At 44.8% G+C, this 22,079-nt stretch carries 22 protein-coding genes; 16 read left to right on the top strand and 6 right to left on the bottom strand.

Features of this window, described 5'->3' with window-relative positions; all coding sequences use genetic code 11:
• Positions 1 to 158: 158 nt before the first annotated feature.
• Positions 159 to 713: a type I restriction endonuclease gene (locus NDI42_RS01395; protein ID WP_313930997.1), complete on the top strand. Its 555-nt coding sequence runs from the start codon at positions 159 to 161 to the stop codon at positions 711 to 713.
• Positions 710 to 1,984, top strand: coding sequence for a recombinase family protein (locus tag NDI42_RS01390; protein WP_190454397.1), 1,275 nt, complete (start codon positions 710 to 712; stop codon positions 1,982 to 1,984). Before NDI42_RS01395 ends, NDI42_RS01390 begins: the two co-directional genes overlap by 4 nt.
• Before the next feature lie 283 nt (positions 1,985 to 2,267).
• Here NDI42_RS01390 and NDI42_RS01385 read toward each other — a convergent pair whose 3' ends face one another.
• A complete protein-coding gene (locus NDI42_RS01385) occupies positions 2,268 to 2,546 on the bottom strand; it encodes a hypothetical protein (protein ID WP_199311110.1) in 279 nt (92 codons plus the stop codon).
• A gap of 175 nt (positions 2,547 to 2,721) precedes the next feature.
• Between NDI42_RS01385 and NDI42_RS01380 the strand changes: the two genes are divergently transcribed.
• The 3 genes from NDI42_RS01380 (at position 2,722) to NDI42_RS01370 (ending at position 6,702) form a co-directional block, all read left to right on the top strand.
• Entirely contained in the window at positions 2,722 to 2,853 is a 132-nt protein-coding gene (locus tag NDI42_RS01380; protein WP_277875813.1) for a hypothetical protein, read from the top strand.
• 83 nt (positions 2,854 to 2,936) lie between these two features.
• On the top strand, positions 2,937 to 4,556 hold the full coding sequence (locus NDI42_RS01375) for an ArnT family glycosyltransferase (RefSeq protein WP_190454393.1): 1,620 nt from the start codon (positions 2,937 to 2,939) through the stop codon (positions 4,554 to 4,556).
• 199 nt (positions 4,557 to 4,755) lie between these two features.
• Positions 4,756 to 6,702 carry a chloride channel protein gene (locus NDI42_RS01370; protein ID WP_190454390.1) on the top strand — a complete coding sequence of 649 codons (1,947 nt, stop codon included), beginning with the start codon at positions 4,756 to 4,758 and terminating at the stop codon, positions 6,700 to 6,702.
• Between the two features lie 177 nt (positions 6,703 to 6,879).
• On the opposite strand, the gene NDI42_RS01365 is transcribed toward NDI42_RS01370, so the two are convergent.
• Positions 6,880 to 7,293: an AbrB family transcriptional regulator gene (locus NDI42_RS01365; protein WP_190418925.1), complete on the bottom strand. Its 414-nt coding sequence runs from the start codon at positions 7,291 to 7,293 to the stop codon at positions 6,880 to 6,882.
• Between the two features lie 379 nt (positions 7,294 to 7,672).
• Here NDI42_RS01365 and NDI42_RS01360 point away from each other — a divergent pair, with 379 nt between their 5' ends.
• The 7 genes from NDI42_RS01360 (at position 7,673) to NDI42_RS01330 (ending at position 14,265) form a co-directional block, all read left to right on the top strand.
• Positions 7,673 to 8,116, top strand: coding sequence for an Rrf2 family transcriptional regulator (locus NDI42_RS01360; protein ID WP_190443665.1), 444 nt, complete (start codon positions 7,673 to 7,675; stop codon positions 8,114 to 8,116).
• Positions 8,117 to 8,169: 53 nt separating this feature from the next.
• Positions 8,170 to 9,147, top strand: a complete 978-nt coding sequence (gene cbiB, locus NDI42_RS01355; RefSeq protein ID WP_190454388.1) for an adenosylcobinamide-phosphate synthase CbiB — start codon at positions 8,170 to 8,172, stop codon at positions 9,145 to 9,147.
• A 234-nt stretch (positions 9,148 to 9,381) separates the two neighbouring features.
• Positions 9,382 to 9,999 (top strand): peptidoglycan-binding domain-containing protein, encoded by a 618-nt coding sequence (locus NDI42_RS01350; protein ID WP_190418931.1) that lies wholly within the window; start codon positions 9,382 to 9,384, stop codon positions 9,997 to 9,999.
• A 146-nt stretch (positions 10,000 to 10,145) separates the two neighbouring features.
• Positions 10,146 to 10,682: a bifunctional pyr operon transcriptional regulator/uracil phosphoribosyltransferase PyrR gene (gene pyrR, locus NDI42_RS01345; RefSeq protein ID WP_190418933.1), complete on the top strand. Its 537-nt coding sequence runs from the start codon at positions 10,146 to 10,148 to the stop codon at positions 10,680 to 10,682.
• Between the two features lie 78 nt (positions 10,683 to 10,760).
• Positions 10,761 to 11,789, top strand: a complete 1,029-nt coding sequence (fni, locus tag NDI42_RS01340; protein WP_190454385.1) for a type 2 isopentenyl-diphosphate Delta-isomerase — start codon at positions 10,761 to 10,763, stop codon at positions 11,787 to 11,789.
• 163 nt (positions 11,790 to 11,952) lie between these two features.
• Positions 11,953 to 13,767, top strand: coding sequence for a signal peptide peptidase SppA (gene sppA / locus NDI42_RS01335; RefSeq protein WP_190454439.1), 1,815 nt, complete (start codon positions 11,953 to 11,955; stop codon positions 13,765 to 13,767).
• Positions 13,768 to 14,028: 261 nt separating this feature from the next.
• Complete coding sequence (locus NDI42_RS01330) at positions 14,029 to 14,265, top strand: hypothetical protein (protein ID WP_190418939.1); 237 nt, start codon at positions 14,029 to 14,031, stop codon at positions 14,263 to 14,265.
• Positions 14,266 to 14,296: 31 nt separating this feature from the next.
• Here NDI42_RS01330 and NDI42_RS01325 read toward each other — a convergent pair whose 3' ends face one another.
• Positions 14,297 to 14,989, bottom strand: a complete 693-nt coding sequence (locus NDI42_RS01325; RefSeq protein WP_190418941.1) for a GDYXXLXY domain-containing protein — start codon at positions 14,987 to 14,989, stop codon at positions 14,297 to 14,299.
• An 83-nt stretch (positions 14,990 to 15,072) separates the two neighbouring features.
• Positions 15,073 to 16,530, bottom strand: coding sequence for a DUF2157 domain-containing protein (locus NDI42_RS01320; protein ID WP_190448152.1), 1,458 nt, complete (start codon positions 16,528 to 16,530; stop codon positions 15,073 to 15,075).
• Positions 16,531 to 16,680: 150 nt separating this feature from the next.
• Here NDI42_RS01320 and NDI42_RS01315 point away from each other — a divergent pair, with 150 nt between their 5' ends.
• Positions 16,681 to 17,625: an RsmB/NOP family class I SAM-dependent RNA methyltransferase gene (locus NDI42_RS01315; RefSeq protein ID WP_190454382.1), complete on the top strand. Its 945-nt coding sequence runs from the start codon at positions 16,681 to 16,683 to the stop codon at positions 17,623 to 17,625.
• A 170-nt stretch (positions 17,626 to 17,795) separates the two neighbouring features.
• Here the strand turns inward: NDI42_RS01315 and NDI42_RS01310 are convergent, their stop codons facing one another.
• Positions 17,796 to 18,206, bottom strand: a complete 411-nt coding sequence (locus tag NDI42_RS01310; protein ID WP_190454380.1) for a PPC domain-containing DNA-binding protein — start codon at positions 18,204 to 18,206, stop codon at positions 17,796 to 17,798.
• 123 nt (positions 18,207 to 18,329) lie between these two features.
• Between NDI42_RS01310 and NDI42_RS01305 the strand changes: the two genes are divergently transcribed.
• Positions 18,330 to 20,786, top strand: a complete 2,457-nt coding sequence (locus NDI42_RS01305) for a dynamin family protein (RefSeq protein WP_190454375.1) — start codon at positions 18,330 to 18,332, stop codon at positions 20,784 to 20,786.
• A 151-nt stretch (positions 20,787 to 20,937) separates the two neighbouring features.
• A complete protein-coding gene (locus NDI42_RS01300) occupies positions 20,938 to 21,330 on the top strand; it encodes a KGK domain-containing protein (protein ID WP_190454372.1) in 393 nt (130 codons plus the stop codon).
• 68 nt (positions 21,331 to 21,398) lie between these two features.
• On the opposite strand, the gene NDI42_RS01295 is transcribed toward NDI42_RS01300, so the two are convergent.
• Entirely contained in the window at positions 21,399 to 21,680 is a 282-nt protein-coding gene (locus NDI42_RS01295; RefSeq protein WP_190454366.1) for a small RNA NsiR4-regulated ssr1528 family protein, read from the bottom strand.
• Between the two features lie 33 nt (positions 21,681 to 21,713).
• On the opposite strand from NDI42_RS01295, the gene NDI42_RS01290 reads away from it, so the two are divergent.
• Positions 21,714 to 21,959 carry an HNH endonuclease gene (locus tag NDI42_RS01290; RefSeq protein ID WP_190454363.1) on the top strand — a complete coding sequence of 82 codons (246 nt, stop codon included), beginning with the start codon at positions 21,714 to 21,716 and terminating at the stop codon, positions 21,957 to 21,959.
• The last annotated feature ends 120 nt before the right edge of the window (positions 21,960 to 22,079 follow it).

Here is a 22,079-nt window from a genome sequence, read left to right as displayed (position 1 = left end):
TTATGAGCTATTGCCAGAAACATCGGAGACATTGATCTACCTTGCCATGATCCGGATCATGGTGAGGCAACTGGCATAAAATTTGACCCCTCGGAACTTTTCAAACATCCTCTAAAATCACCATCGGATATCTGATAGATAAATTTGACTTACAACGGGTGAATAATGACAAATTTTTCACCGAATGGTTAGCTGATTTGCCCGAACTATCCGATCTAGAAAACCGAACTTTAGACCGTATTAAAAGCAACTTTCTTCATTTGATTGAACGCCAGCAAATGATAGAAAGTATCGTCAAAATGGTGGTACTGTCTCCGCGGCTGGAATTGGCAGGTTTTTATCAGCCTCCTTTTGAAATAGACGGAGAAAAAGGAGTAGAAATATTTGTCGAAGATGAGGATAAAGTTATTAAGGGAGATATTGATGTTCTAGTTTTAGGAAACCATTTGTGGATATTCGTCATTGAGTCTAAACGTAGTAGCTTATCCCTAGACGCAGGGATACCCCAAGCTCTAGCTTATATGTTAGGCAACCCTAACCAGAAAAAACCGTGCTTTGGATTTGTCACAAATGGCAGCCATTTCATTTTTCTGAAGCTGATCAAACAAGATACACCGCAATACGATATGTCCTATGATTTTTCAATCCGGCGAGGAAATGACTTGTATCGTGTTTTTAGTATACTAAAGCACCTTGCCGCCTTACTGCAATGAATATTATTGCGTATTTGTACAGCGATCCATTGTTGGAATCAACACCTAATCCGAATGTGTGGGGTTGGGAGGTGGATCGGGTTTATCAAGATTTGGGAGGTCGGGATCAGCTGCAACAGTTGTTAAAAGATTGCCGAGCAGAACCTGCCGAATATCTGCTGATTCGACGGTTAGAAGAATTGGGAGACTCGGTTGATGAAGTATGCGATCGCATCTCCAATCTTGAATCTCTCGGCATCAAGCTCATCACCACTGAATCAGTAGGGTATAATCAAACACCGCTCCAATTATTAAAAGAAATTCAGGAAAGCCAGCGATCGCGCCGCCTCCGTAAAGGACACGCGAAGCGGCGACTCAAAGCTTCACCGGGGCCGGGGAAAGCTCCTTACGGCTATAAGCGAGGTAAAGACCGTTACATACTTGACCGCAGTGCAGCGCCTGTGGTGAAAGATTTTTTTGAACAATATCTACTCTACGGTTCTCTGCGCGGTGCGGTGCGGTATCTAGAAAAGAAATACGGTAAGAAAATTTCCGTATCTACCGGACAACGCTGGCTCTCTAACCCAGTTTATCGGGGTGACACAGCTTATCAAAATGGTCAGGTTCTCTCAGATACTCATGTCCCCATTGTTACCAGGGAAGAAGCCGCACAGATTGACCGACTAATACGCCGTAACCGCCATTTGCCACCTCGCACAGCCAGTGCAAATCGTTCTTTGGCGGGGTTGGTTGTGTGTGGGGAGTGCCAGTCACCGATGACGATAACTCGCGTTACAACTCGTGGCAAACAGGGAGAATATCTCTATTTGCGTCCAACCAAGTGCAACAAACAGCCTAAATGTGGTGCAATTTCCTACGAGCAAGTTTTGCAAGAGACTATTGAGAGAATTTGTCAGGATTTACCTCTTGCAGTAGCGGGGATGAATGTACCAAATATGAATGGAATTAAGAGCGCAATTACAAGTCAAATTGCTACAAAACAAGATATTTTAGCTCAATTGCCTAATTTAACTACTAATGGCATTTTGGATTCAGAAACAGCAGATATACGCGCCTACAAACTTCGCACAGAAATATCTCAACTACAAGGAAGGTTAGCGAGTTTGCCGCCAGTAAATTTGCAAGCGATCGCGCAAGCAGTTTCCATCCCCCAATTCTGGCTAGACTTATCAGAATCAGAGCGAAGATTTTACTTTCGAGAATTCATTCGTCAGATTGAAATTACCCGACAGGCGGAAGCGTGGCAGCTAAAGCTGGTTTTTATCTTTTAGTAATTAACTCTTAGTTCAGATTGCGTCCGTTAAAGCAGTAAATTTTATATTTTTCAACTAAATAAATAATGGGATGAACCCCCGCTAAATCAGAGATTTCATCCCCCAATTTATGCTTTTTTCCAGTTCCCCACCCCTTTATAGCAATCTTAAATGATTCGTGAACCCCTGTAGGGACACGGCAGTGCCGTGTCCCTACACCAGGGCGAATACTCATTCACAACTTACTTAAATAGGATTGCTATATTTCATATCCCTAATCGCTTTAAAAACAGTTAGCACTTTAGCGCCTAGGATTTTGTTGGTCGTATTCAATTCCTCTATTAACTTCTGTAATTGCCTGATTTGTTAAACGTAGCGCTGCTGCCCGATGACCTCCTTTATCGATAGAAGCTTTTTCCAAATGGGTTTTAGCTTCTTTCAAATTTGCCAGTGCAGACCGCATCCGGGGTTGATATTCACGCTGTGTAGTAGCTTGACCAGCCCAAAAGCCTCCCCCCAAAGTGGTTCCCAAAACAACAGCTACCAAAGCAGCACGACTAATTGATAGTTTCGCACCCATATACAAACCTCGTGAAGTTGATTTTCTTGCATAATTTAGACTAGATTAAACATGATTTAGTTCCCCGATAGCATTTCCATACATTATTGCTGTATGCCTAACAGAAGTCTTGCCGCGCCGCTTTAAGATAGAAAATACGGCTCTATTTATAGATTTATGCAACCTTTAATAGTAGATGGAAACTTACTATAGCGTTTCTCAGTTGGGTGGAATATATCGCGGTTCTGACGTTCAGTCCATGTTGGTAGGGACATGGCAATGCCATATCCCTACAGATGTATGGCACCTAACCCTGGAATTGCTATAGGCGATCCTCATCAGATGATTTAAAGAGTTAGATCGCAGGAAGTTGCTTCTGATTGCCGCTAGATAGCACGAGCGTTGTTAAATATGGATCGTCAAACTTTTGCTTGGGGCCGTTCAAAAAACAAGATTATTGGAGCTGACAGATGGGTTGAGTGGCTTTGGGTTTTGGGGTTGCTCCTAGCGGCTATTGTCTTGTTTGGGATTAATTTGGGCGGACTACCTTTGCGAGATTGGGATGAGGGTACAGTTGCTCAGGTTGCGCGTGAAATTTTGCAGGCACCAGCAGGCTCATGGCGATGGCTTTATCCGACGCTATCTGGTACAGAATATCTAAATAAGCCGCCTCTGGTGCATCTGCTAATTGCCGGAGCTTACAAGGTTGGCGGTATCAATGAGTGGACATCGCGCTTGCCTGGGGCAATGCTAACAGCCTTCTCAGTGCCACTGCTGTATGGAATTGGTCGGGAATTATTTCGGCAACGCATTCCAGCTCTTTTCTCAGCTTTGACTTATCTAACTTTAGTACCAGTGGTGCGTCATGGGCGACTGGCGATGTTGGATGGGGCGGTGTTGTGCTTTTTGATGTTTATGATGTGGTGCGTGTTGCGAAGTCGTCGAGACTTGCGCTATGCACTGGGTGCCGGAGTGGGGTTTGGGCTGATTTGCCTGACTAAAGGCATTCTGGGATTATTGCTGGGCGCGATCGCGTTAATATTTTTGGCTTGGGATACTCCTAGACTGCTCACCTCTCCCTATCTCTGGGGCGGTTTGCTGCTTGGCAGTGCGCCAGTTGCCGCTTGGTATGCTGCCCAACTGTGGCGCTACCAGCAGATGTTTATCAACATCGGCATTTTCAATCAATCATTGCAGCGGATTTGGATACCAGTCGAGAATCATGCTGGGCCTCCCTGGTACTACTTGCTGGAAATTTTAAAATACGCATGGCCTTGGTTACTCTTCTTTCCCCAAGGGGTTCGCCTCGCCTGGGAAAATCGCACTTCAAGCTGGGCAAAATTAGCATTGATATGGGGTGGTGTTTATTTAGTTGCCATCTCGGTGATGGGAACCAAACTTCCCTGGTATGTGTTGCCAATTTACCCAGCATTAGCTTTATTCTGTGGTGCAAAACTAGCTGAAGTTTGGTACTGGCCCAGCAGTCAATCTTATCCCCGCTTTTGGACACCTTGTTTAACAGTGATGGGTTTAGTTGCTATTGTTGGGAGTATTTATTTTGCGGTTTTCGCTCCCAAACTAGACTGGCATTTGTCACTGGTGCTGGCATCTGCTGCTATGACTTTACTTGTAGCAGCATTTTTAGTGTCCCGAAGAAATCTGCAATTCATCGCAATTTTGTTTTGGGGAACCTATGTGACGCTGACGATATTTATGACATCCTCTCACTGGGTTTGGGAGTTGGCAGAACAATATCCTGTTAAACCCGTTGCTGCCATAGTTAAGCGCGGCACTCCTATCGGGGAAAAGATTTATACATCTTTTCCCGATGAACGTCCTTCTCTGAATTTTTATAGCGATCGCCAAGTCATCCCCAATACACCAGAACAACTCAAACAACTTTGGAAAACAGCACCTTCACCTTATTTATTAGTTGACCAACCCACCTTTGACAAGCTGAAATTCCAGGGTGTGAAATCGATTAACAAGGCAGAGGGTTGGCTGTTAATTACAAAGAAGCCTAACGACTAGAGTCGCGGCTACGCAAAAGAAGCCTGCCTTCGCAGGCTTCTTTAAGCCTGTGAGTATATTTACGCACCTTAAAATAAACCAATTCCCATTTTCAATAAAAACCTTATAGCTTATAGCTTATAGCTGATAACTCGCGGTTAGAATGAGATTTATAAATAAAAATTAAGCTTCTTCTCATTTTTACTCCCAAACCTCCTCAATGACCGCCACTACTTCGTCAGATGTCCTGCTGCCGGAATCATCCGCACCTGCGTCCCCTGCGTCCCGCGTTACTCACGTTATCAACCACATCCAACCCTCACCGGAAACGGTGGTTCTCCTCCTGGCTGTCTTAATTGGCACAGGTACAGGAATGGGTGTAGTTACATTTCACTACTTAATACATCTGATTCACAGCTTGATGCTGGAGAATTTGATGGGCTTAATCTCCGGCTGGGGTGCGTGGACTCTAGCTTGCGTTCCTACAATTGGCGGATTAATTGTTGGATTAATGCGGCTTGCTTGGCCTGACTTTGGCCCCAACATTTCCTCACTAATTGCTGCTACACAAGGCGCGAAAGAAGTGTTACCCCTGCGACCAGTTACGAAGATGGTCGCAGCTGCTGTTTCCTTGGGTACGGGAGCCTCGTTGGGGCCGGAAGGGCCTAGCGCGGAGATTGGTGCTAATTTTGGGATGCTGTTGGGTCAAGTGCTGCAAGTTTCCAGAGAGAGGCAGCAGTTACTCTTGGGTGCAGGGGCAGCTGCTGGTGTTGCGGCTGGATTTAATGCACCGATTGCTGGGGTATTTTTTGCCTTAGAAGTGGTGCTGGGAACGACTTTCGCCACTTCAGCAGTCAGCGTGGTGTTGCTAGCAGCAGTTGTGTCATCTTTGATTGCTCAGATTGGATTGGGCGGTCAAGCAGCTTTCACTTTGCCAGTATATGAAGTCCGCAGTCCCCTAGAATTACCTCTTTATATGGGACTGGGTATATTAGCGAGTTTGGTATCGCTAGCTTACACCCAGTCAATTCAACTGTCGCGGCGTTTCTTTCGCGGGCAAATTGTCGGTTTTGAATGGATGCAAAGGGTGCCGCGATCGCTTTGTCCGGTAATTGGCGGTGCAAGTCTCGGCTTAGTGGCTTTACATCTACCGCAAATTCTCGGCATCGGCTATGAAACCATTGCCGCCATGCTTCAGGATGTTGATTTTTCTTTGGGGTTACTGCTTACTCTGCTGGTATTTAAGCTAGTGCTGACAGCGATTAGCGTGGGTAGTGGTTTGGTGGGCGGCATCTTTGCCCCGGCGATGTTCCTGGGTGCCTCGGTGGGGGCAGCTTACGGCAAAATTTTGGCAGCAGTGTTAGCGCCTGCATCCGCCCACATTGCCGCCCCACCTGCTTATGCAATGGTGGGGATGGCAGCAGTCCTTGCAGGCAGTGTCAGAGCGCCCCTGACATCGATTCTGCTACTGTTTGAGCTAACGCGGGACTACCGGATTGTTTTGCCGCTGATGGCAGCAGTCGGCTTAAGTGTCTGGTTGGTGGATCGACTCAAGCCAGCGCCAACCAAAGGTCAAAACATCCAGCAGCTGGATATTAATGTGGAAAAAGACCTTTATCAACAGGAAATCTTAACTTCATTGCCAGTTGCAGAAGCAATGCAAACACCCTGTTTGATGCTGGCTGCTTCTTCTTCAGTTTTAGAGGCAGGTTTGGCTTTAACTAATAGTCGTTCTCGTAGTGCTTTAGTGATTGACGACACCCAGCAGTTAATTGGTATTGTCACTTTACAGGATATTAATCGAGCGATGTCTGTAGCGCGATCGCCTGTAATTTCCTCAGCTCAAACCAGCGTTTTAAGCAGCGTCTCTACCAATTTGACCGACGATTTGGCTTATCAGTCGATTGTTGATATCTGCACAACTGAAATTCTCTATGCAACTCCTGATGAACCTGTGGCTGATGCCTTAGACCGGATGGCGGCGCGGGGACTCCACCAGTTACCAGTTGTTGACCCGGATAATCCTCATCATGTATTAGGTGTCTTGGAAAAAGATGGAATTGCTTTGGCGTGCAGTGTCGCCGCTACTCGCAAAACATTGCGTCGCTATCTCCCTGTGACACTGCCGAAAGAGTTAAATTTACCGCCGCTCAAGAAAACTGCTTAAGTTAATTATTAGTCATGAAGTTGCGACTGATAACGAATAACTAGCTTTTGCAGGCCGCTCCCACCGCATCTCCTGCAAAAGCCAATTTACATATTGCCTTAACCGGGTATAGAGACGTTGCATACAACGTCTCTACATTCGTCAGGCGTTTTTACTAATGACTAACGACTCCGTGAATCAGGATGCCTCTTCTAATTCTTCGTCTAAGTCTCCTTCTTCCCGGTCAAGTTGTCGCAGATGAATATGTTTCCGTCCCAGAGATATTTCAAACTCATCCCCAGATTGGAGACCCATCTGTTTAGTGTAAGCAGAGCCTATCAGCAAATTACCGTTAGACTGGACGCTGATTCTATAGCTGGCACTGCGGCCTCCTCGTCCATTGCCGTTTTGTTTGCCGTCTAACTCAATCCCTTCCGCATCAATGAGGGCATTCAAGAACTTCATCATATTTACTCGCTCTACGCCGCTTTTTGTAACGGTGTAGTAGCCGCAGGCTCTTGCCTTTTCTTCTTTGCTGAGGTTTTCTAACTCTTTAACTTTCTTGACTAGCGTCTCACCAGTTAGAGTTTCGATTTTTTTCTTTTTATTCATCAACTTGCAACGAGAAGTAAGTAATAGAGGGCGGGCATGGTGCTTTAGCTTGACAGTAGCTAAGAATAAAAAACCTTAGCTTTATATCAGCTCATAAAACTATATCATACAGATATCGCTTTATTAATTCAATATATTTGTATTCCTTAAAGGAGAACTTTTTTTATCAGACTGTTGAATAAGTATAAATATCTGTACCTTGTGAACAACTCAGGTAAGTCCATGATGGTTGTTCCTTTGAAAGCATCAATGTGAAAAAAGATTAAAGAGTGTAGGATGTAGGGGAACCGGGAATGGGGGACGGGGAATGGGGAATGGCAAGTGTTAATTTCCAAGTCATTATCCCCAATCATTTTTTCCCAATACCCTTTTTACCAGTATGAAGCTGACAACTCGCGGACACTACAGTGTAAAGGCACTGCTGGATTTAAGTTTACAACCAGGGTATAGACCGACTTCAGTAAAAGCGATCGCGCATCGGCAAGACCTCCCCGCACCCTATCTGGAAAAATTGTTGATAGAATTGCGACGAGCTGGTTTAGTCAACTCAGTTCGAGGCGCTCATGGGGGATATCAACTGTCCCGCGAACCTGCAAAAATTTCTCTCGGACAAATATTAGAAGCAGTAGGCGAAACAATTGAACCGCTACCTCGTCACACTCCAGACGCAGAGCTTGCGGAAGATTGGGTAACATTTACTCTTTGGCACAGATTGCACCAAAAACTTAAAGAAGCGTTGTACAGTATTACATTGGCAGACTTATACTATGACGCTCGTAGCTGGCAAGCAGCCCAAGGGGAAGAAACCAGTTTTGTTGTTTAGTCATTAGTCATTAGTCATTCTTAAATAAATTGGAGACTAGAAACTAGGAACCAATGACTGCTGACCCATCGCTGTTTGTTGTTTTAGCGATCGCTGCCAGTATTGATTACATCATCGGCGATCCTTGGGGATGGCCTCATCCAGTACGAGTCATGGGCTGGATAATTTCTCGCTATACCCAAATAGTCTTCAAAATATGGCAGCATCCCCTCGCACTGCGATGGGCGGGAATTATTCTCGCAATCGGGCTAAATTTAGGCAGCTACTTTGTAGGGTGGTTAATTGTTCAAGCCGCGCACTCGCTACATCTTTTTATCGGAATTGCTCTAGAGAGTATTTTACTTGCCAGTTGTTTCGCTGGTCGCAGTTTGCGAGCCGCAGCTGAAGATGTATTGCAACCTCTAAATTCAGGCGATATTATCACTGCGCGTTCCAAATTGAGTCAATATGTAGGACGCGATACTGAAAATTTATCAGAATCAGAAATCCTCCGCGCTGTTTTGGAAACCATAACAGAAAACGCCACCGATGGAGTAATGGCACCACTTTTTTATGCCATTGTCGGAGCATTTTTACCCCATGTGGAAGCTGTTCCCCTGGCCCTTGCCTACAAAGCTGCCAGTACCCTTGATTCTATGGTTGGTTACAAGGAAGCACCCTACACAGATTTGGGCTGGTTTAGTGCCAAATTAGAAGATATTCTTACTTGGTTGCCTTGCCGATTAACTGTAATTACTTTAGCTTTAATATCCCGAAAGCCGGGGTATGTTTGGAGCGTGTGCCAGAGGGATGCTATTAAAGATCCTAGTCCTAATTCTGGTTGGAGTGAGTGCGCCTATGCCGCAGTTTTGGGAGTCCAAGTAGGAGGAACAAACTGGTATCGCGGCGTTGCTAAACACAAACCCCTACTGGGAGATGGGATTAACCCGATTACTTCAGTAGAAATTCATCGAGCATTGCAGCTAACGCGGTATTGCTTTCTGATTTGGCTAGGAATAGCGATCGCTACCCTAATAATACTGTCCGTATAAATCACCAGGCATCATCATTATTTTTATGCGATCGCCCGTTTGGGTGAATCCATCGGGCGATGGTACTTAAGTAGTCAACAGCATAGATTGGATATAGTTTCAAGCCCTGATATGGATTTAGATCGCCTTCCAGGTTCGTAAACCTAGAATTCCTTCTAGGGAAATGGAGCCTATTCAAAATCCAACTGGGTGTATTTACTTTTTAACTTTCTGTAAAAATTTTGCACTAAAACTATGGAAACTCTTGCATACCTTCATCTATCCACCGCCTACGAATATTCTCAATCACATCCTGCTGAAGTTAAATTATTCCCAGGACTGAATTGGAAAAACTTCCCTAAAAAAGCAAGTTTTCGCTTGCTATCCCTTGCCCTCACCTTAGCCGTTGTGGGTACAGCTGGTAATGCGCTGGCACTTGGGAGAGGCAATAGCGGCTCTCAAGTAGCCACCCTGCAAAGAAATCTCCAAATCGCAGGCTATTATAATGGCCCAGTCACTGGATATTATGGCGATCTGACTAAGGCAGCTGTGATAAGATTTCAGCGATCCAATGGACTAATAGCAGATGGCATAGCTGGCTCTAGAACTTTAGCCGCACTAGAAGGTCGTGGTGGTGAAAGTCCTATAACTGGTGGTGGTTTTGGTCGCAGCACCTTACGACGTGGAAGCAACGGTTCTGGTGTAACTACGCTTCAGCAAGTTTTGAGAAGCAGAGGCTACTACAACGGGCCGATTACTGGCTACTTTGGTTCGTTAACAGAATCCTCTGTGAAAAGATTTCAACAAGCCAATGGGCTATATGCTGACGGAGTGGTAGGACAGAGTACCAAATCAGCGCTTGCAGCTGACTAATTCTTCTGCTGTGCGGCGACCGCCGCACAGCTAGTTTTAAGAAAACGAGGCGACCGCTTCTAAACAAATAAGTTTAATAGAACGGCTTTTTCAATTAAACTACAACGATTATGATTCAGATGCCCTACTAAATCCGTAGATTTAATATGTCTTCCGAAGTTGTAGAAATTCTCTCTTGCGACGAAATCCGTCGTACCCTTAACCGCGTAGCCTCTCAGGTGGTGGAAAAGTCACGAGACTTGTCTGAGCTAGTGCTAGTAGGCATTTACACTAAAGGCGTAGCATTAGCCCAGATGTTGGCGCGTCAGATAGAAGCACTCGAACAAGTTGAAGTTCCGGTGGGGGCTTTGGATATTACGTTCTATCGGGATGACTTGGATCAAATTGGCATCCGAACGCCTGCGAAAACTGACATTCCTTTCGATCTATCGGGTAAGACGGTGGTGCTGGTAGATGATGTCATATATAAGGGGCGCACCGTCCGCGCTGCTTTGAATGCGGTTAATGATTATGGTAGACCAGCGGCGATTTGGTTAGCGGTTCTGGTGGATAGGGGACATCGGGAGTTGCCGATTCATCCGGATTTTACTGGTAAGAAACTGCCAACGTCAAAGGAAGAACAGGTTAAGGTTTACCTGCAAGATAGTGATGGACGGGATGCTGTGGAGTTAATAAAGTTTTGAGAGGTGTTTTGGGTGAGCGATCGCGTCGGTGCGACAATCGAGATTGTCGATAAACCTGCCAGTATAGATTTTTGAGCTATGAGAGAAACCCAGACGCGAAAGGCAGACCACCTGCGGATTTGTCTGGATGAAGATGTGCAATTTCATCAGACTAAAAATGGGCTTGAGGGCTACCGCTTCACCCATTGTTGTTTGCCAGAACTAGACCGCAGTGAAGTTGATCTATCAACTACGTTTCTGGGAAAACATCTGGGTGCGCCATTGCTGATTTCTTCAATGACTGGAGGAACCCAACAGGCAAGGACAATTAATTATCGTCTTGCTGAGGCGGCGCAACGCTACAAACTAGCGATGGGGGTGGGTTCCCAGCGGGTGGCGGTGGAGAATCCCCAAGTTGCCGATACTTTTGCGGTGCGATCGCTTGCTCCTGATATTCTCTTATTTGCTAACTTGGGCGCAGTACAACTTAACTATAAATATGGCATTGATGAATGTCTGCGCGTAGTTGACTTGCTCGAAGCCGACGCGCTGATTTTGCATCTCAATCCCCTGCAAGAGTGCATTCAACCCAGAGGCGATACTAATTTTCGCGGTTTACTTGACAGAATAGCTGGTTTATGCAGTAAATTATCTGTGCCAGTGATAGCAAAAGAGGTGGGCAATGGAATTTCAGCAGCAATGGCTGTGAAGTTAATCGAGGCGGGTGTGAGCGCCATTGACGTTGCTGGGGCTGGTGGGACATCATGGGCAAAGGTGGAGAGTGAACGAGCGGAAAATGCCCAGCAGCGACGGTTGGGATTAACATTTGCTGATTGGGGGTTGCCAACAGCAGAATGTATTACAAATATTCGAGCAGTTGCCCCCGATATTCCCTTAATTGCCTCCGGAGGATTGCGGACGGGTTTGGAAGTCGCCAAAGCGATCGCGCTGGGAGCAGATTTAGCTGGTCTAGCATGGCCTTTCCTACAAGCAGCCGTTGAATCCGAAGATGCCCTCGACGCTTTAGTTGAGGTGTTGTTCGCTGAAATCACCACTGTATTATTCTGCACTGGTAACGCCACCCTGCCCGATCTGAAACATTCAAATTCTCTACAACCATTACGATGAAATTGGGGATGGGAATTGGGAATTGGGAATTGGGAATTGGGAATTGGGAATTGGGAATTGGGAATTGGTAATCCCACTTTCCCCCAGCCCCCAGCCCCTAGCCCTCAGTCCCCAGTCCCCAGTCTCCAGTCCCCAGCCCCCATTCCCCCTTCCCCCTTCCCCAATGCGTAATTTTCTAAAACAAACCTTTGCCAGCACACTCGGAAGCCTATTTGGACTCCTCCTATTTTTTGGTTTGGGGACAACTGGGCTAATATTTTTGTTGGTTGCAGTTGCATCTAGAGATACAGGGCCGCAAGTTGATAATAAATCGGTGCTGGTTATTGACCAGTCTATAAATATTACCGATAGCGAACCGAGTTCCAGCACCTCAGAAGCTCTCAGCGAAGCGCTATCAGGTGATAGTCCTGACACACTAACTCTGCGAACAGTTTTGGATGCTATAGATCAGGCAACCAAGGATAAGCGAATTGTCGGCTTGTATTTAGATGGTAGCGAGTCGTCTAGTTCTGGAACCGGGTTGGCGACGCTCAAGGAAGTGCGTTCGGCGTTGGAAAAATTCCGAGCATCTGGCAAAAAGATTGTTGCCTACAACATGGATTTGGGTAAAAAGGAGTATTACTTAAGCTCCGTAGCAGACACCATTGTACTTAACCCATTGGGGATGATGGAAATGAACGGTCTGCGCTCGGAATCTATGTTCCTGACGGGAGCTTTTCAAAAGTACGGCGTTGGCGTTCAGGTCGTGCGAGTAGGAAAGTTTAAGTCAGCGGTAGAGCCGTATGTGTTAACAAAATTAAGTGCGGAAAATCGACTACAAACTCAAAATTTGCTGGGTGATTTGTGGGGAGAATTTCTGACGACGGTGAGCAAAAGCCGTAAATTAAACCCGAAACAGCTACAAGCGATCGCAGATACTCAAGGAGTTTTAGCAGCACCGGAAGCTAAAAAACGCGGCTTTGTCGATCGGGTTGCCTATCTGGATCAGGTGGTTGCAGAGCTGAAAAAGCTAAGTGGCAGTGATAAAGATGATAAATCGTTTCGGCAAATTAGCCTCAGTACCTACGCCAAGGTTGCCAAAAGAGAGGCAAAGGAGCGCGTTTCTGAGAATAAAGTTGCTGTAATTTATGCCGAAGGTGAGATAGTTGATGGGGAAGGCAGTTCTAGACAAGTTGGTGGCGATCGCTTCGCCAGACAATTGCGACGTTTGCGACTCGACAAAGATGTGAAAGCGGTAGTGCTGCGGGTGAATAGTCCCGGCGGTAGCGCTTCGGCATCAGAAGTGATTCAGCGGGAAGTGCGGCTCATTCGTCAGGTGAAACCAATTGTCGTCTCTATGGGCGATATGGCGGCATCCGGCGGCTACTGGATTGCTACCTATGCCAACCGAATTTATGCCCAGCCGAATACTATCACGGGTTCGATTGGTGTCTTTGGGTTGCTGCTAAATGTGCAAAAGCTTGCCAATAACAACGGCATCACCTGGGATGTGGTAAAAACCTCCAACCTGGCCGATTCTCAAACCATTTCTCGCCCGAAAACGCCGCAAGAACTGGCAATTTACCAGAAATTTGTGAACCAAATTTACGGTCAGTTTGTTACCAAAGTGGCAGAGTCCCGCAAGATACCAAGAACCAAAGTAGCAGAAATTGCCCAAGGACGGGTTTGGTCAGGTCAAGATGCCAAGCAGTTAGGTTTGGTTGATGATATTGGTGGTGTGGATAAAGCTATTGAGTATGCTGCTAAGCAAGCTAAGTTGGGGAATGATTGGCAACTGGAAGAGTATCCCAAAGCTCGCAGTTTTGAACAAAGGCTTCTCAAGCAGCTTGGTGGTGACGAAAGCACTCAAGCTAAGAAAGCGCCCGATCCGCTGACAGCAGAATTCCTAAAGTTACAAGAGGAGTTGGCGACTTTCAAGGCGATGAACGACCCCAGAGGCATTTATGCCCGTTTGCCCTATAGCCTGCGGATTGATTAAACTTTCTGCTTTCGGCTTGAGTGAATTCTCGTTCCCAGTCAGAGACTGGGAATGCCTATTGATGAGGCGACCGCCTTAGCCTGCTTTCGGCTATTCTTAAGGCGGTCGCCTCCCAGAGATATTTCTTAGGCTGAGCCTAAAAGGGAAAATTTTCCGGAGTACGGAAAAAAGATTCAGAATTGTGGAATTTACTGTAACACTCTGCCTAAGAGTAGAGTAGACTGAACAGTTAGTTCCTTACAAAAATTAAAACATCTATCTATGGTTATAAAAACCAACCGCTTTACCGTGCTGATTGTTTCCTGTAGTGCTGCTGGGGTACTGGTGGGAGGCGTCTCGAACTGGATAGAAAGTCATCAGTGTTTGCAAGCTAAAACACCTACCACAGAGTGCCTATTGCAAGATCCCACTCTTAAAACTATTCAGGGCATGAGTATGGGTTTGATAGCAGGAGCGGGAGCGGCGCTGGGTGCCACTTTCCAACTGAAGCGGCAATAATATTAAGGCAATTATACAGCATTTAGCTGTCTTAAAATCTATAGTTGCGATCGCTCACCCAGAAACTAATCGGTACGGCACGCCCAAGGGTATCCACCTTCACTTCCATTACTATAGGTTGTCGTTGTTTGCCCCCACGAGCTTGACTAATATCGTTGTTAATCTCATCCCGTCGATTCTCTGGCATATAGTACGTTTCTAAGCCGTACTCGATAGAGTTTCCTGTGGACTTGCCTTTTAAGGCTATCTGATTATCAGGTAAATACGCAGGGCGATCGCTACTTACTCTCACAGGTTTCCAAGGCTTGGGGGAGCTAGATTTATTGGAAGCAGGCGCTTCTAAAATTACATAGAAGCGAGTCCCGGAAACTAAATATTCTGATGAAGGCGCAGGCGGCGGCACATTTATCGACTTTCCACCTGCTTGTTGCTTAAGTAACTGTTTCCAGCCCGGAAGACGGCGCAGGGTGTCTAGACTGGAAATGTCATAACTCAAGGTCTGCGAGTATCCGCGTAGGAAGTCGTAAGGATCTACTGGCACAGTCTGTAAAACTATGGATTTACCAGTCATTACAGTATAAAATGGCACCGCAGGAGCTGCAAGAATTACGCTTGTCTGGAACAGCAGGGGAACCCAGAGTCTCCAAGATGGTATGCGTCCAGATAGCGATCGCTGTCCTACAAATGTAGGATTGGTTGATGAGGATTGAGAACTTTGTGTCATGTCGATTTTGGATTATGGATTCAAAGGCATTACATAATAATCACTAGCTTTGGTAAGCATTGCCCGCCGTACTACTGACATTTTCAATGTTTAATTGACAGAGTGCGGACATAACGCTCAAACCAAAGCCCGACAGCAATTACAACCACGCCGCATAAAATAAATAGCAGGGACTTTAAGACTAATCCCGTCTCAATTAGCACAAACCAAGTGACAATTCGCAGGGTTACTAACACCATACCACCCCAAAAAGGTTGGCGTTCTCCTTGTGCTAATCCTGCACGCATCAAGCCACCTGCAAAGAGAAACAACAGCACGTTAAAAATCAAGGTTGCCAGTTCGGGAATTGGGGTAAAGCTCAGATGCCAGATCGGTATCGCAGCTACTAAACTGATGAAGATTCCAATGGCGATTGTGGTGATAAGACTATCGGAGCGATCGCGTATTCTTCTGGAAAGCCATGCTAGACGCAACCACTCAAAGATGGCTAAGCCGCTTAAAATTAACGCATCCACTAGGGGAAGCCAGTTTAAATTCCTTGGTTGATCTCCAGAGTAGTCTGTGGATAAAATTCTCCAGAAGAAAAATGAGGACAAGAGATAAAGCACCACGCCCAAAAATGCCAGCGATAAACTGCGGGAGAGGGGCTGAAATGACCCTGTAGTTGCTAAGGGTTGGGGTTGTCGGTTTGAAGAGTAGAAGTCACCGTAAACCCACAATGAGTCATCATAAGCCCATAATAAAGCTGGTGGCAGGGCGAAGGCGATCGCCAACAGCAAACCTGTTGACCGAAAAGAAAACCATCCCCAGCTCAAAGGGTATAAATTGGCGAGTAGGGAAGATATGACTGCGATCGCAGCTAATCCAAAAATAGCGCGAGAGCGGCACCAGTACGCAAGCGGCACAAACATCAACCCAGAAATTAGCGGCATATGTTGCCCCATCTGGGATGACCAAGAAAATTCCTCTCCAGCCAGCGTTTCTGACCAGCCTTGTCCTACGTAATCCCCCCAAAAACCCCAGTAACCCAACCCGATAATAATAATCGCGACTACACTCAAAGACGTTAAACGCAGGCTGTAAGCCATTGCCAACACGCCTATTCCCCACGCGAGTAACAACTCGTAAAACTGACCGCTGATGTGGAACATCTGACCCATCAGCCCCATATTCGCGCCTAAAATCAGCGATCCTAACAGGAGTAAACCATGACCAAGGCGGTGTTGCGCCCCCTTAGGTTGTCGCCACAAATAAAAACCCGCCGTATTCACCCCGATAAACAAACTCAACAGTAGCGTCACCTTGCCATTGCGTGGCAACTCCTGCCAGTTCGCTGCTACAAAGGTAATTATCCCCAAACCGATGAGGACACTCCCCAAACCCAGCAAAATCATTACGAAGCGATCGCGTGCGGCAGTATCCAGAGTATTAAACTGATAACGCTCTGATAATTGTTCGTATAGGTCAGTATCAATTAGCCCCTCAGCTTGCCAAAGTTCTGCTTCTTGGCGTAACTGGCGGCGAAACTTATCTGAAACCATAATTTTATCCCAGTTTCGCTCTTATATTTTACTGGCTTCTCTTAAAATAAGTTTTAATCTGCTTACCTCATTTACTTCAAGCAGTTGTGACAGTTTAAATACTGGCAAATACAAAAGTCTTCAAAAGGTAAAAAAATAAATTGCATATATATGGAAAACGCTTCTAAACTACTGCTTAAACTCAGTCGGCGTTTGTTCGATGATACTTCCGAACAAGAAAAATTTGTAGAGGCATTAATTCATCCTAAATCTTTCCCTCCTTGCATCCTTTGGTGTAAAGAAGAACCTGAAACTTTGCCCTTTGTTGTCGAAACGCCTACTTCTTGGCAACCAAGCTTTGTTAACCGCTTAGCTTTGAGAGAAAAACCCGGTAAACATCCACTGCACGAACAAGGATATTATTACTGTCTCGACTTTTCCTCGGTTTTTGCAGCTTCCACTCTCTTAACCATTGGGTCGCCAGTAAATTTAATTTTTGATATGTGCGCTGCACCAGGTGGCAAAAGTGTCTTTGCGTGGCAAGCTTTGCAACCAAACTTACTGATTTGTAATGAAGTCATAGGTAAACGGCTGGGGATGCTCATTTCCAATTTGAAGCGGTGTAATATTCAATCTTCTGCGGTTATTAACAAAGACTCAGATATCTTAAAAACCACATTTGACCGCACCAGCAACCTTGTGATTGTTGATGCTCCTTGTACTGGACAATCTTTACTTGCCAAAGGTGAAAAAGTACCTGGATGCTTTCACCCAATTGCTATAAATAAATGTGCTAATAGGCAAAAGAGAATTGTAGCCAATTCTGCCCAAATTGTAGCGCCTCAAGGATATCTTGCTTATATGACTTGTACTTACTCACCTGAAGAAAATGAGCAGGTTTGTAAATGGGTTTTACAAAAATTTCCTCAATTTCAAGCGATAGAAGTTTCGGATTTATCAGCCTTTCAATCTCATATTACTACTATGCCTTGTTATCGGATGTTGCCTCAAGATGGTTTGGGTGCTGGCGCGTTTACTGCCTTATTTAAGAATACGGAAGAAGGTGAGGCGAAGCAGATAGATTTAGATGTTTTACCTATAATTGCTCGCTTCTAGGAAGTAGAAGTAGGTTGGGTTTCGTTACCTCAACCCAACTCAATATAAGCGTTTGTTAGGTTTTAATGTGGTTCAACCCAACAAACAATTATTCTTAACTAGGCTTTAGTTTGTGTCTTTTAGGTTAAAAATTTATTGAACCGCAAAGGTGCAGAGAACGCCGAGAAATTTCAAGAAGATTTGGAGGTATTTGGGAGGATTTCTAGTTCTTGATAGCCTGTCTGCTCGTCAAGTGTTCTTAAGAAGGTAAAATTTTCACTTTCGCCTATAACTATTTCAGCGGTTGTGTAAATAATGCAACCGTTATCAAGATGTCCGCCGATGGTTTTTCCTTGTTTATCGGAGATGGCAATATGCAGATGAATGCCAGTAGTTGCTAGGGTGCCATTCAGGGCAAGGATTTCAAATTTATCATTTAAAACTGTACTATCATTTTGATTGGCAAAGCGAATCGTTGCTTGTTTAAGGCTACCAATTGCAGTTAAAATAAACCCAGCTTTTATATCTTGCTGGACAGTAAATTCTTTTAAACTTCTTTTTAGGTCTTGATTTGGTTTTAGTCGGATAGCAAATACTTTCATAATTCAATTAAGTAGATACACTGGTATCAATTCTTAGATGGTTTTTTACTCAGTAATATTACTATACCTACCACTAGATAATATTTTTAGAATAGTGTTAATTTATATCCCCAGGATGAAACCGTGACAGATTTGCCGCCTCAATGTCAAAATCTGAAGGAACAGGTTGAGAAGATACTACAATTGTTGCATCAGGAGCCGTCGCTGCGATCGCAAGATGTTACACCTGTGCAGACATCTCTCGGTAAAGCTATTTCTCCGAAGTTTGAAATTGTGTTTGCGGGTGCTTTTAGTGCGGGTAAATCCATGCTAATTAATGCCCTGCTGGAACGAGAATTGCTTTACAGTGCAGAGGGACACGCTACAGGTACGGAATGTAAAATTGAGTACGCCGAACCAGATAAAGAACGAGTGGTGCTGACGTTTCTCTCGGAGGCGGAGATTCGAGAACAGGCGGGCGCTTTGTTACAAGGGTTGGAATTACCTCCTGCTGCTAATATTAATCAACCTGATTTTATTAACCAACTGTATCAGCAATGTCAGGGAATTATTAGGCAGGAGGGTGGTAAAGATAAGTCTGAACGGGCAAAACAGGCGAATGCGTTGATGTTGTTGCTGGAGGGATTTGTCGCTAATCGCGAGCGCATCAACACTGTTAATAATGCTACATATTCAATGGAGCAGTTTAACTTTTCTAATCTCAAGGAAGCTGCTGGTTATGCTCGTCGTGGCAGCAATAGCGCGGTTTTGAAGCGGATTGAGTATTACTGTTATCATCCTCTGTTGCAGGATGGCAATGTGATTATTGATACGCCGGGAATTGATGCGCCAGTGGAGAAAGACGCACAACTTACCTACGCTAAGATTGAACACCCGGATACTTCAGCGGTGGTGTGCGTTCTCAAACCCGCGTCTGCTGGGGACATGACTAAGGAAGAAACGGAACTGCTGGAGAAAATGCGCTCAAATTCAGGGATACGCGATCGCGTATTTTTTGCCTTCAACCGCATTGATGAAACTTGGTACAATAGCCAGTTAAGGCAACGTTTAGACGAGCTGATTAGCGCTCAGTTTCGGGATACTAGCAGAGTTTACAAAACTAGCGGTTTACTAGGATTTTACGGCAGTCAGATTAAACAGACAAGCGGACGTGATCGCTTTGGTTTAGATTCTGTCTTTGCTGAGAGTGTCAAAGGCTTGGACGGACGAGAAGAAACGCCACAGTTTGTTACATCCTTTAACAACTACTGCGCTAATTCAGGTAAACTACCCTCTAACAAATTTCGGATTTCTGTTAATAGCTACGAAACGCCAAATGAAAATTATGTGCGTATTCTCGCTGAACAAGGAACACCCGTAATTCAGCAGCTAATTCAAGATAGTGGTATTGAAGAATTTCGTGCTGCTATTACAGAGTATCTTACCAAAGAGAAACGTCCTCAACTGTTTAAAAGTTTGGCTGACGATCTCGAAGACGTTTGCATCAGCTTAAAGAAATATTATCAGTCCACGCTGCAAGGATTAGATAGTCAGCCTCGCGAAATTGAGGCGATGAAAGCGCAAGAATTACAACGGCTAAATCAGGAACTACAGCAAGTTGGCGAAGAATTTCTCGAACATATCACAGAAGAACTAAAGCAGATTGTCACAGGCAAATGCGATGCTTTCGAGGCAGATTTTCGCCAGTTGCAATCTCGGATGGTTCGTCGTTTAGATGAGTTGCTAGATACTTTCTCGGTTGCAGATGCTTATCGTCGCGCCATCGGGAGTCATCGCCGCAATTCTACTGCACCTTTGATTGCTGTTTTAGTCGAGGCACTTTATTACCTTGCTAATCAACTTGAAGATATCTTGGTAGAGTCTTCTGAACAAGTAGTTACCAGTTTGTTTAAACGCCTCACTGAACGAATCCGCAAGTCTGAATATTACCGTCAACTCTATCGTTTATTAGGTAATGATGGCGGAATTGAGCAACAATTGAAAGCTTTAGAGACACAGGTATCGAACGTTCTCAAAGCTGCGGCGAGTGACGAGTGTAATCGCTATGTACGGGAAAGTGCGCGATTTTACGATGAAGGCACGTTTTCAATTTATCAATTTCGTCAGACATTATTGCAAACTTCTCAAAGTTACGGTTGTGAAAGTATGGTGGAAGCAGAACCAGCAATTCGTCAGCTATTGAAGTTAGACTTTGAGCCAAAAGTTAAAGCTACAATCAGTCGCGATTTTCCTGCAACTGTCAATCAAGCACTTAATACCCATTTGGATCGAATGGCAACCCAGCAACGTAGTGAAATTTTGCAGCAATATACTCAGGCTCGTGCTTATTTAGAGCGAACTTTAGAACAAGAAGCTGAGGAAAAGATTGCTAATAATCGCCGTTTGCAAAGTGCAATTGAGCAAAAAGTAGCAGATTATAATTCAGCCGTGACTGGGATTAATAGTTGTTTGCAGGCGATGGGTTTGTACGATCATCAGTTACCTGTAGTTGGTCAAGTTGATGTTATTCCAATTGTTTCTGATTTAGAGGATTCCCATGTTAGTGCGATTGCTAATGGGGTTGTTCATTCAGAAGCATAGTTTATAGCCTTGGCGATTGGAAATCGCGGCTACACAGACGAAACCCGCCTGCGCGGGTTTCAAATCTATTAGTTCGTGTAGGCGAACTTTGCTGATATAGCCGCAAGCTCTATTCAGCGATTACTATAAAAATAAATAGTTGGAGATTAGCATGGAAAACTGGATAGACTTGAGGGATTTCAACGAGGATGATGTTTTTTCATTTCCTGAACTATTCAAAGTCGGTAAAGTCAGGAAAGCAGTGAATGAAGCCTCCCATAACAGCTCAGTAGCACAGGCACTAAGTTATTCATTATCATCTAAGGGAGTATCGATAAATAAGATTAATAACCTTCATCCTCAAAATATATTGCTTGACAAAGGTATAAATTGTGAAATACTCAGAATAGGTGCTAAAGGCTGGAAAAAAGGAAGACTTAGACTCAAACTCCAAGTTAGTGTAGAGTTTTGTCCTGATGAACCTGACGCTGAAGAAACACCAGAAATCAGCCAACCAGAATCGCCGCTTGACGAGCTTCGTAAAATGATTAACCAAGAAAATTAGAATAAAATTTTATAAAAAAAATCCCCTAAACTTTCATTCATCTAGGGGGAGAATTATTATTACTAAGGCTATTTTCCGCCGTAGTAAAAGGCAACTTCTTTGTCTTTCAGCGGTGCAAAGTCGGCATCTAAAAGCATTTGATTGAGTTCATCTTGGGAAATATGCTTAGCACCAATGCGAACAATTCTGGAACGCATGGTATTAGATACGCCGCTGCGCTGACGACCAGCTTCCAAACCCATCACTTTTTGATATAATTCAAGTTTGGCTGTGGGAATCGGGGAACCGTCAAAGTCAATTCCTTTAGCGATCGCTACATCAATAGCATCAGCGCCTGTAGTTTCAGTCATTTCAGCCGGGGATCGTGTTTACAGAAGTATTTTATGACTAAAACGCCCAGAATTCGCATCCCCCCACAAGTGAGGAAGTATGTGTTTGAACGCGATCGCTATCAATGTCAAAGCTGCGGCAAAACTACGCTAGAAACCAATCTGACCATCGATCACATCATACCCTTGGCGCGGGGCGGTTCTAACGATATCAGCAATCTACACACCCTCTGTCTTACCTGCAACCAGCGCAAAACAGACAATTTAGATCCTCGGTTCCGACGTTATTTCGATCTCTAAACAGAAAAAAACCGCCTCTAGCATGAGTAAGGGCGGTCTTCCTAAGCAATCGGAGGGTAATATTGATTATCCTGGTAATTTTGTATCCTACTGTAACAACTTTTACAGAATACGCCTCAA

This window comes from Funiculus sociatus GB2-C1, assembly GCF_039962115.1.
Classification (GTDB): Bacteria; Cyanobacteriota; Cyanobacteriia; order Cyanobacteriales; family FACHB-T130; genus Funiculus; species Funiculus sociatus.
The sequence above is the reverse complement of the archived record's forward strand: the minus strand, read 5'-3'. Positions and strand labels throughout refer to the sequence as shown.

Excerpts from the sequence above, each read along its gene's own strand:
- NDI42_RS01390 (WP_190454397.1), top strand. The coding sequence starts at position 710 with ATGAATATTATTGCGTATTTGTACAGCGATCCATTGTTGGAATCAACA.
- NDI42_RS01385 (WP_199311110.1), bottom strand. The coding sequence starts at position 2,546 with ATGGGTGCGAAACTATCAATTAGTCGTGCTGCTTTGGTAGCTGTTGTT.
- NDI42_RS01380 (WP_277875813.1), top strand. The coding sequence starts at position 2,722 with ATGGAAACTTACTATAGCGTTTCTCAGTTGGGTGGAATATATCGCGGT.
- NDI42_RS01375 (WP_190454393.1), top strand. The coding sequence starts at position 2,937 with ATGGATCGTCAAACTTTTGCTTGGGGCCGTTCAAAAAACAAGATTATT.
- NDI42_RS01370 (WP_190454390.1), top strand. The coding sequence starts at position 4,756 with ATGACCGCCACTACTTCGTCAGATGTCCTGCTGCCGGAATCATCCGCA.
- NDI42_RS01365 (WP_190418925.1), bottom strand. The coding sequence starts at position 7,293 with ATGAATAAAAAGAAAAAAATCGAAACTCTAACTGGTGAGACGCTAGTC.
- NDI42_RS01360 (WP_190443665.1), top strand. The coding sequence starts at position 7,673 with ATGAAGCTGACAACTCGCGGACACTACAGTGTAAAGGCACTGCTGGAT.
- cbiB (WP_190454388.1), top strand. The coding sequence starts at position 8,170 with ATGACTGCTGACCCATCGCTGTTTGTTGTTTTAGCGATCGCTGCCAGT.
- NDI42_RS01350 (WP_190418931.1), top strand. The coding sequence starts at position 9,382 with ATGGAAACTCTTGCATACCTTCATCTATCCACCGCCTACGAATATTCT.
- pyrR (WP_190418933.1), top strand. The coding sequence starts at position 10,146 with ATGTCTTCCGAAGTTGTAGAAATTCTCTCTTGCGACGAAATCCGTCGT.
- fni (WP_190454385.1), top strand. The coding sequence starts at position 10,761 with ATGAGAGAAACCCAGACGCGAAAGGCAGACCACCTGCGGATTTGTCTG.
- sppA (WP_190454439.1), top strand. The coding sequence starts at position 11,953 with ATGCGTAATTTTCTAAAACAAACCTTTGCCAGCACACTCGGAAGCCTA.
- NDI42_RS01330 (WP_190418939.1), top strand. The coding sequence starts at position 14,029 with ATGGTTATAAAAACCAACCGCTTTACCGTGCTGATTGTTTCCTGTAGT.
- NDI42_RS01325 (WP_190418941.1), bottom strand. The coding sequence starts at position 14,989 with ATGACACAAAGTTCTCAATCCTCATCAACCAATCCTACATTTGTAGGA.
- NDI42_RS01320 (WP_190448152.1), bottom strand. The coding sequence starts at position 16,530 with ATGGTTTCAGATAAGTTTCGCCGCCAGTTACGCCAAGAAGCAGAACTT.
- NDI42_RS01315 (WP_190454382.1), top strand. The coding sequence starts at position 16,681 with ATGGAAAACGCTTCTAAACTACTGCTTAAACTCAGTCGGCGTTTGTTC.
- NDI42_RS01310 (WP_190454380.1), bottom strand. The coding sequence starts at position 18,206 with ATGAAAGTATTTGCTATCCGACTAAAACCAAATCAAGACCTAAAAAGA.
- NDI42_RS01300 (WP_190454372.1), top strand. The coding sequence starts at position 20,938 with ATGGAAAACTGGATAGACTTGAGGGATTTCAACGAGGATGATGTTTTT.
- NDI42_RS01295 (WP_190454366.1), bottom strand. The coding sequence starts at position 21,680 with ATGACTGAAACTACAGGCGCTGATGCTATTGATGTAGCGATCGCTAAA.
- NDI42_RS01290 (WP_190454363.1), top strand. The coding sequence starts at position 21,714 with ATGACTAAAACGCCCAGAATTCGCATCCCCCCACAAGTGAGGAAGTAT.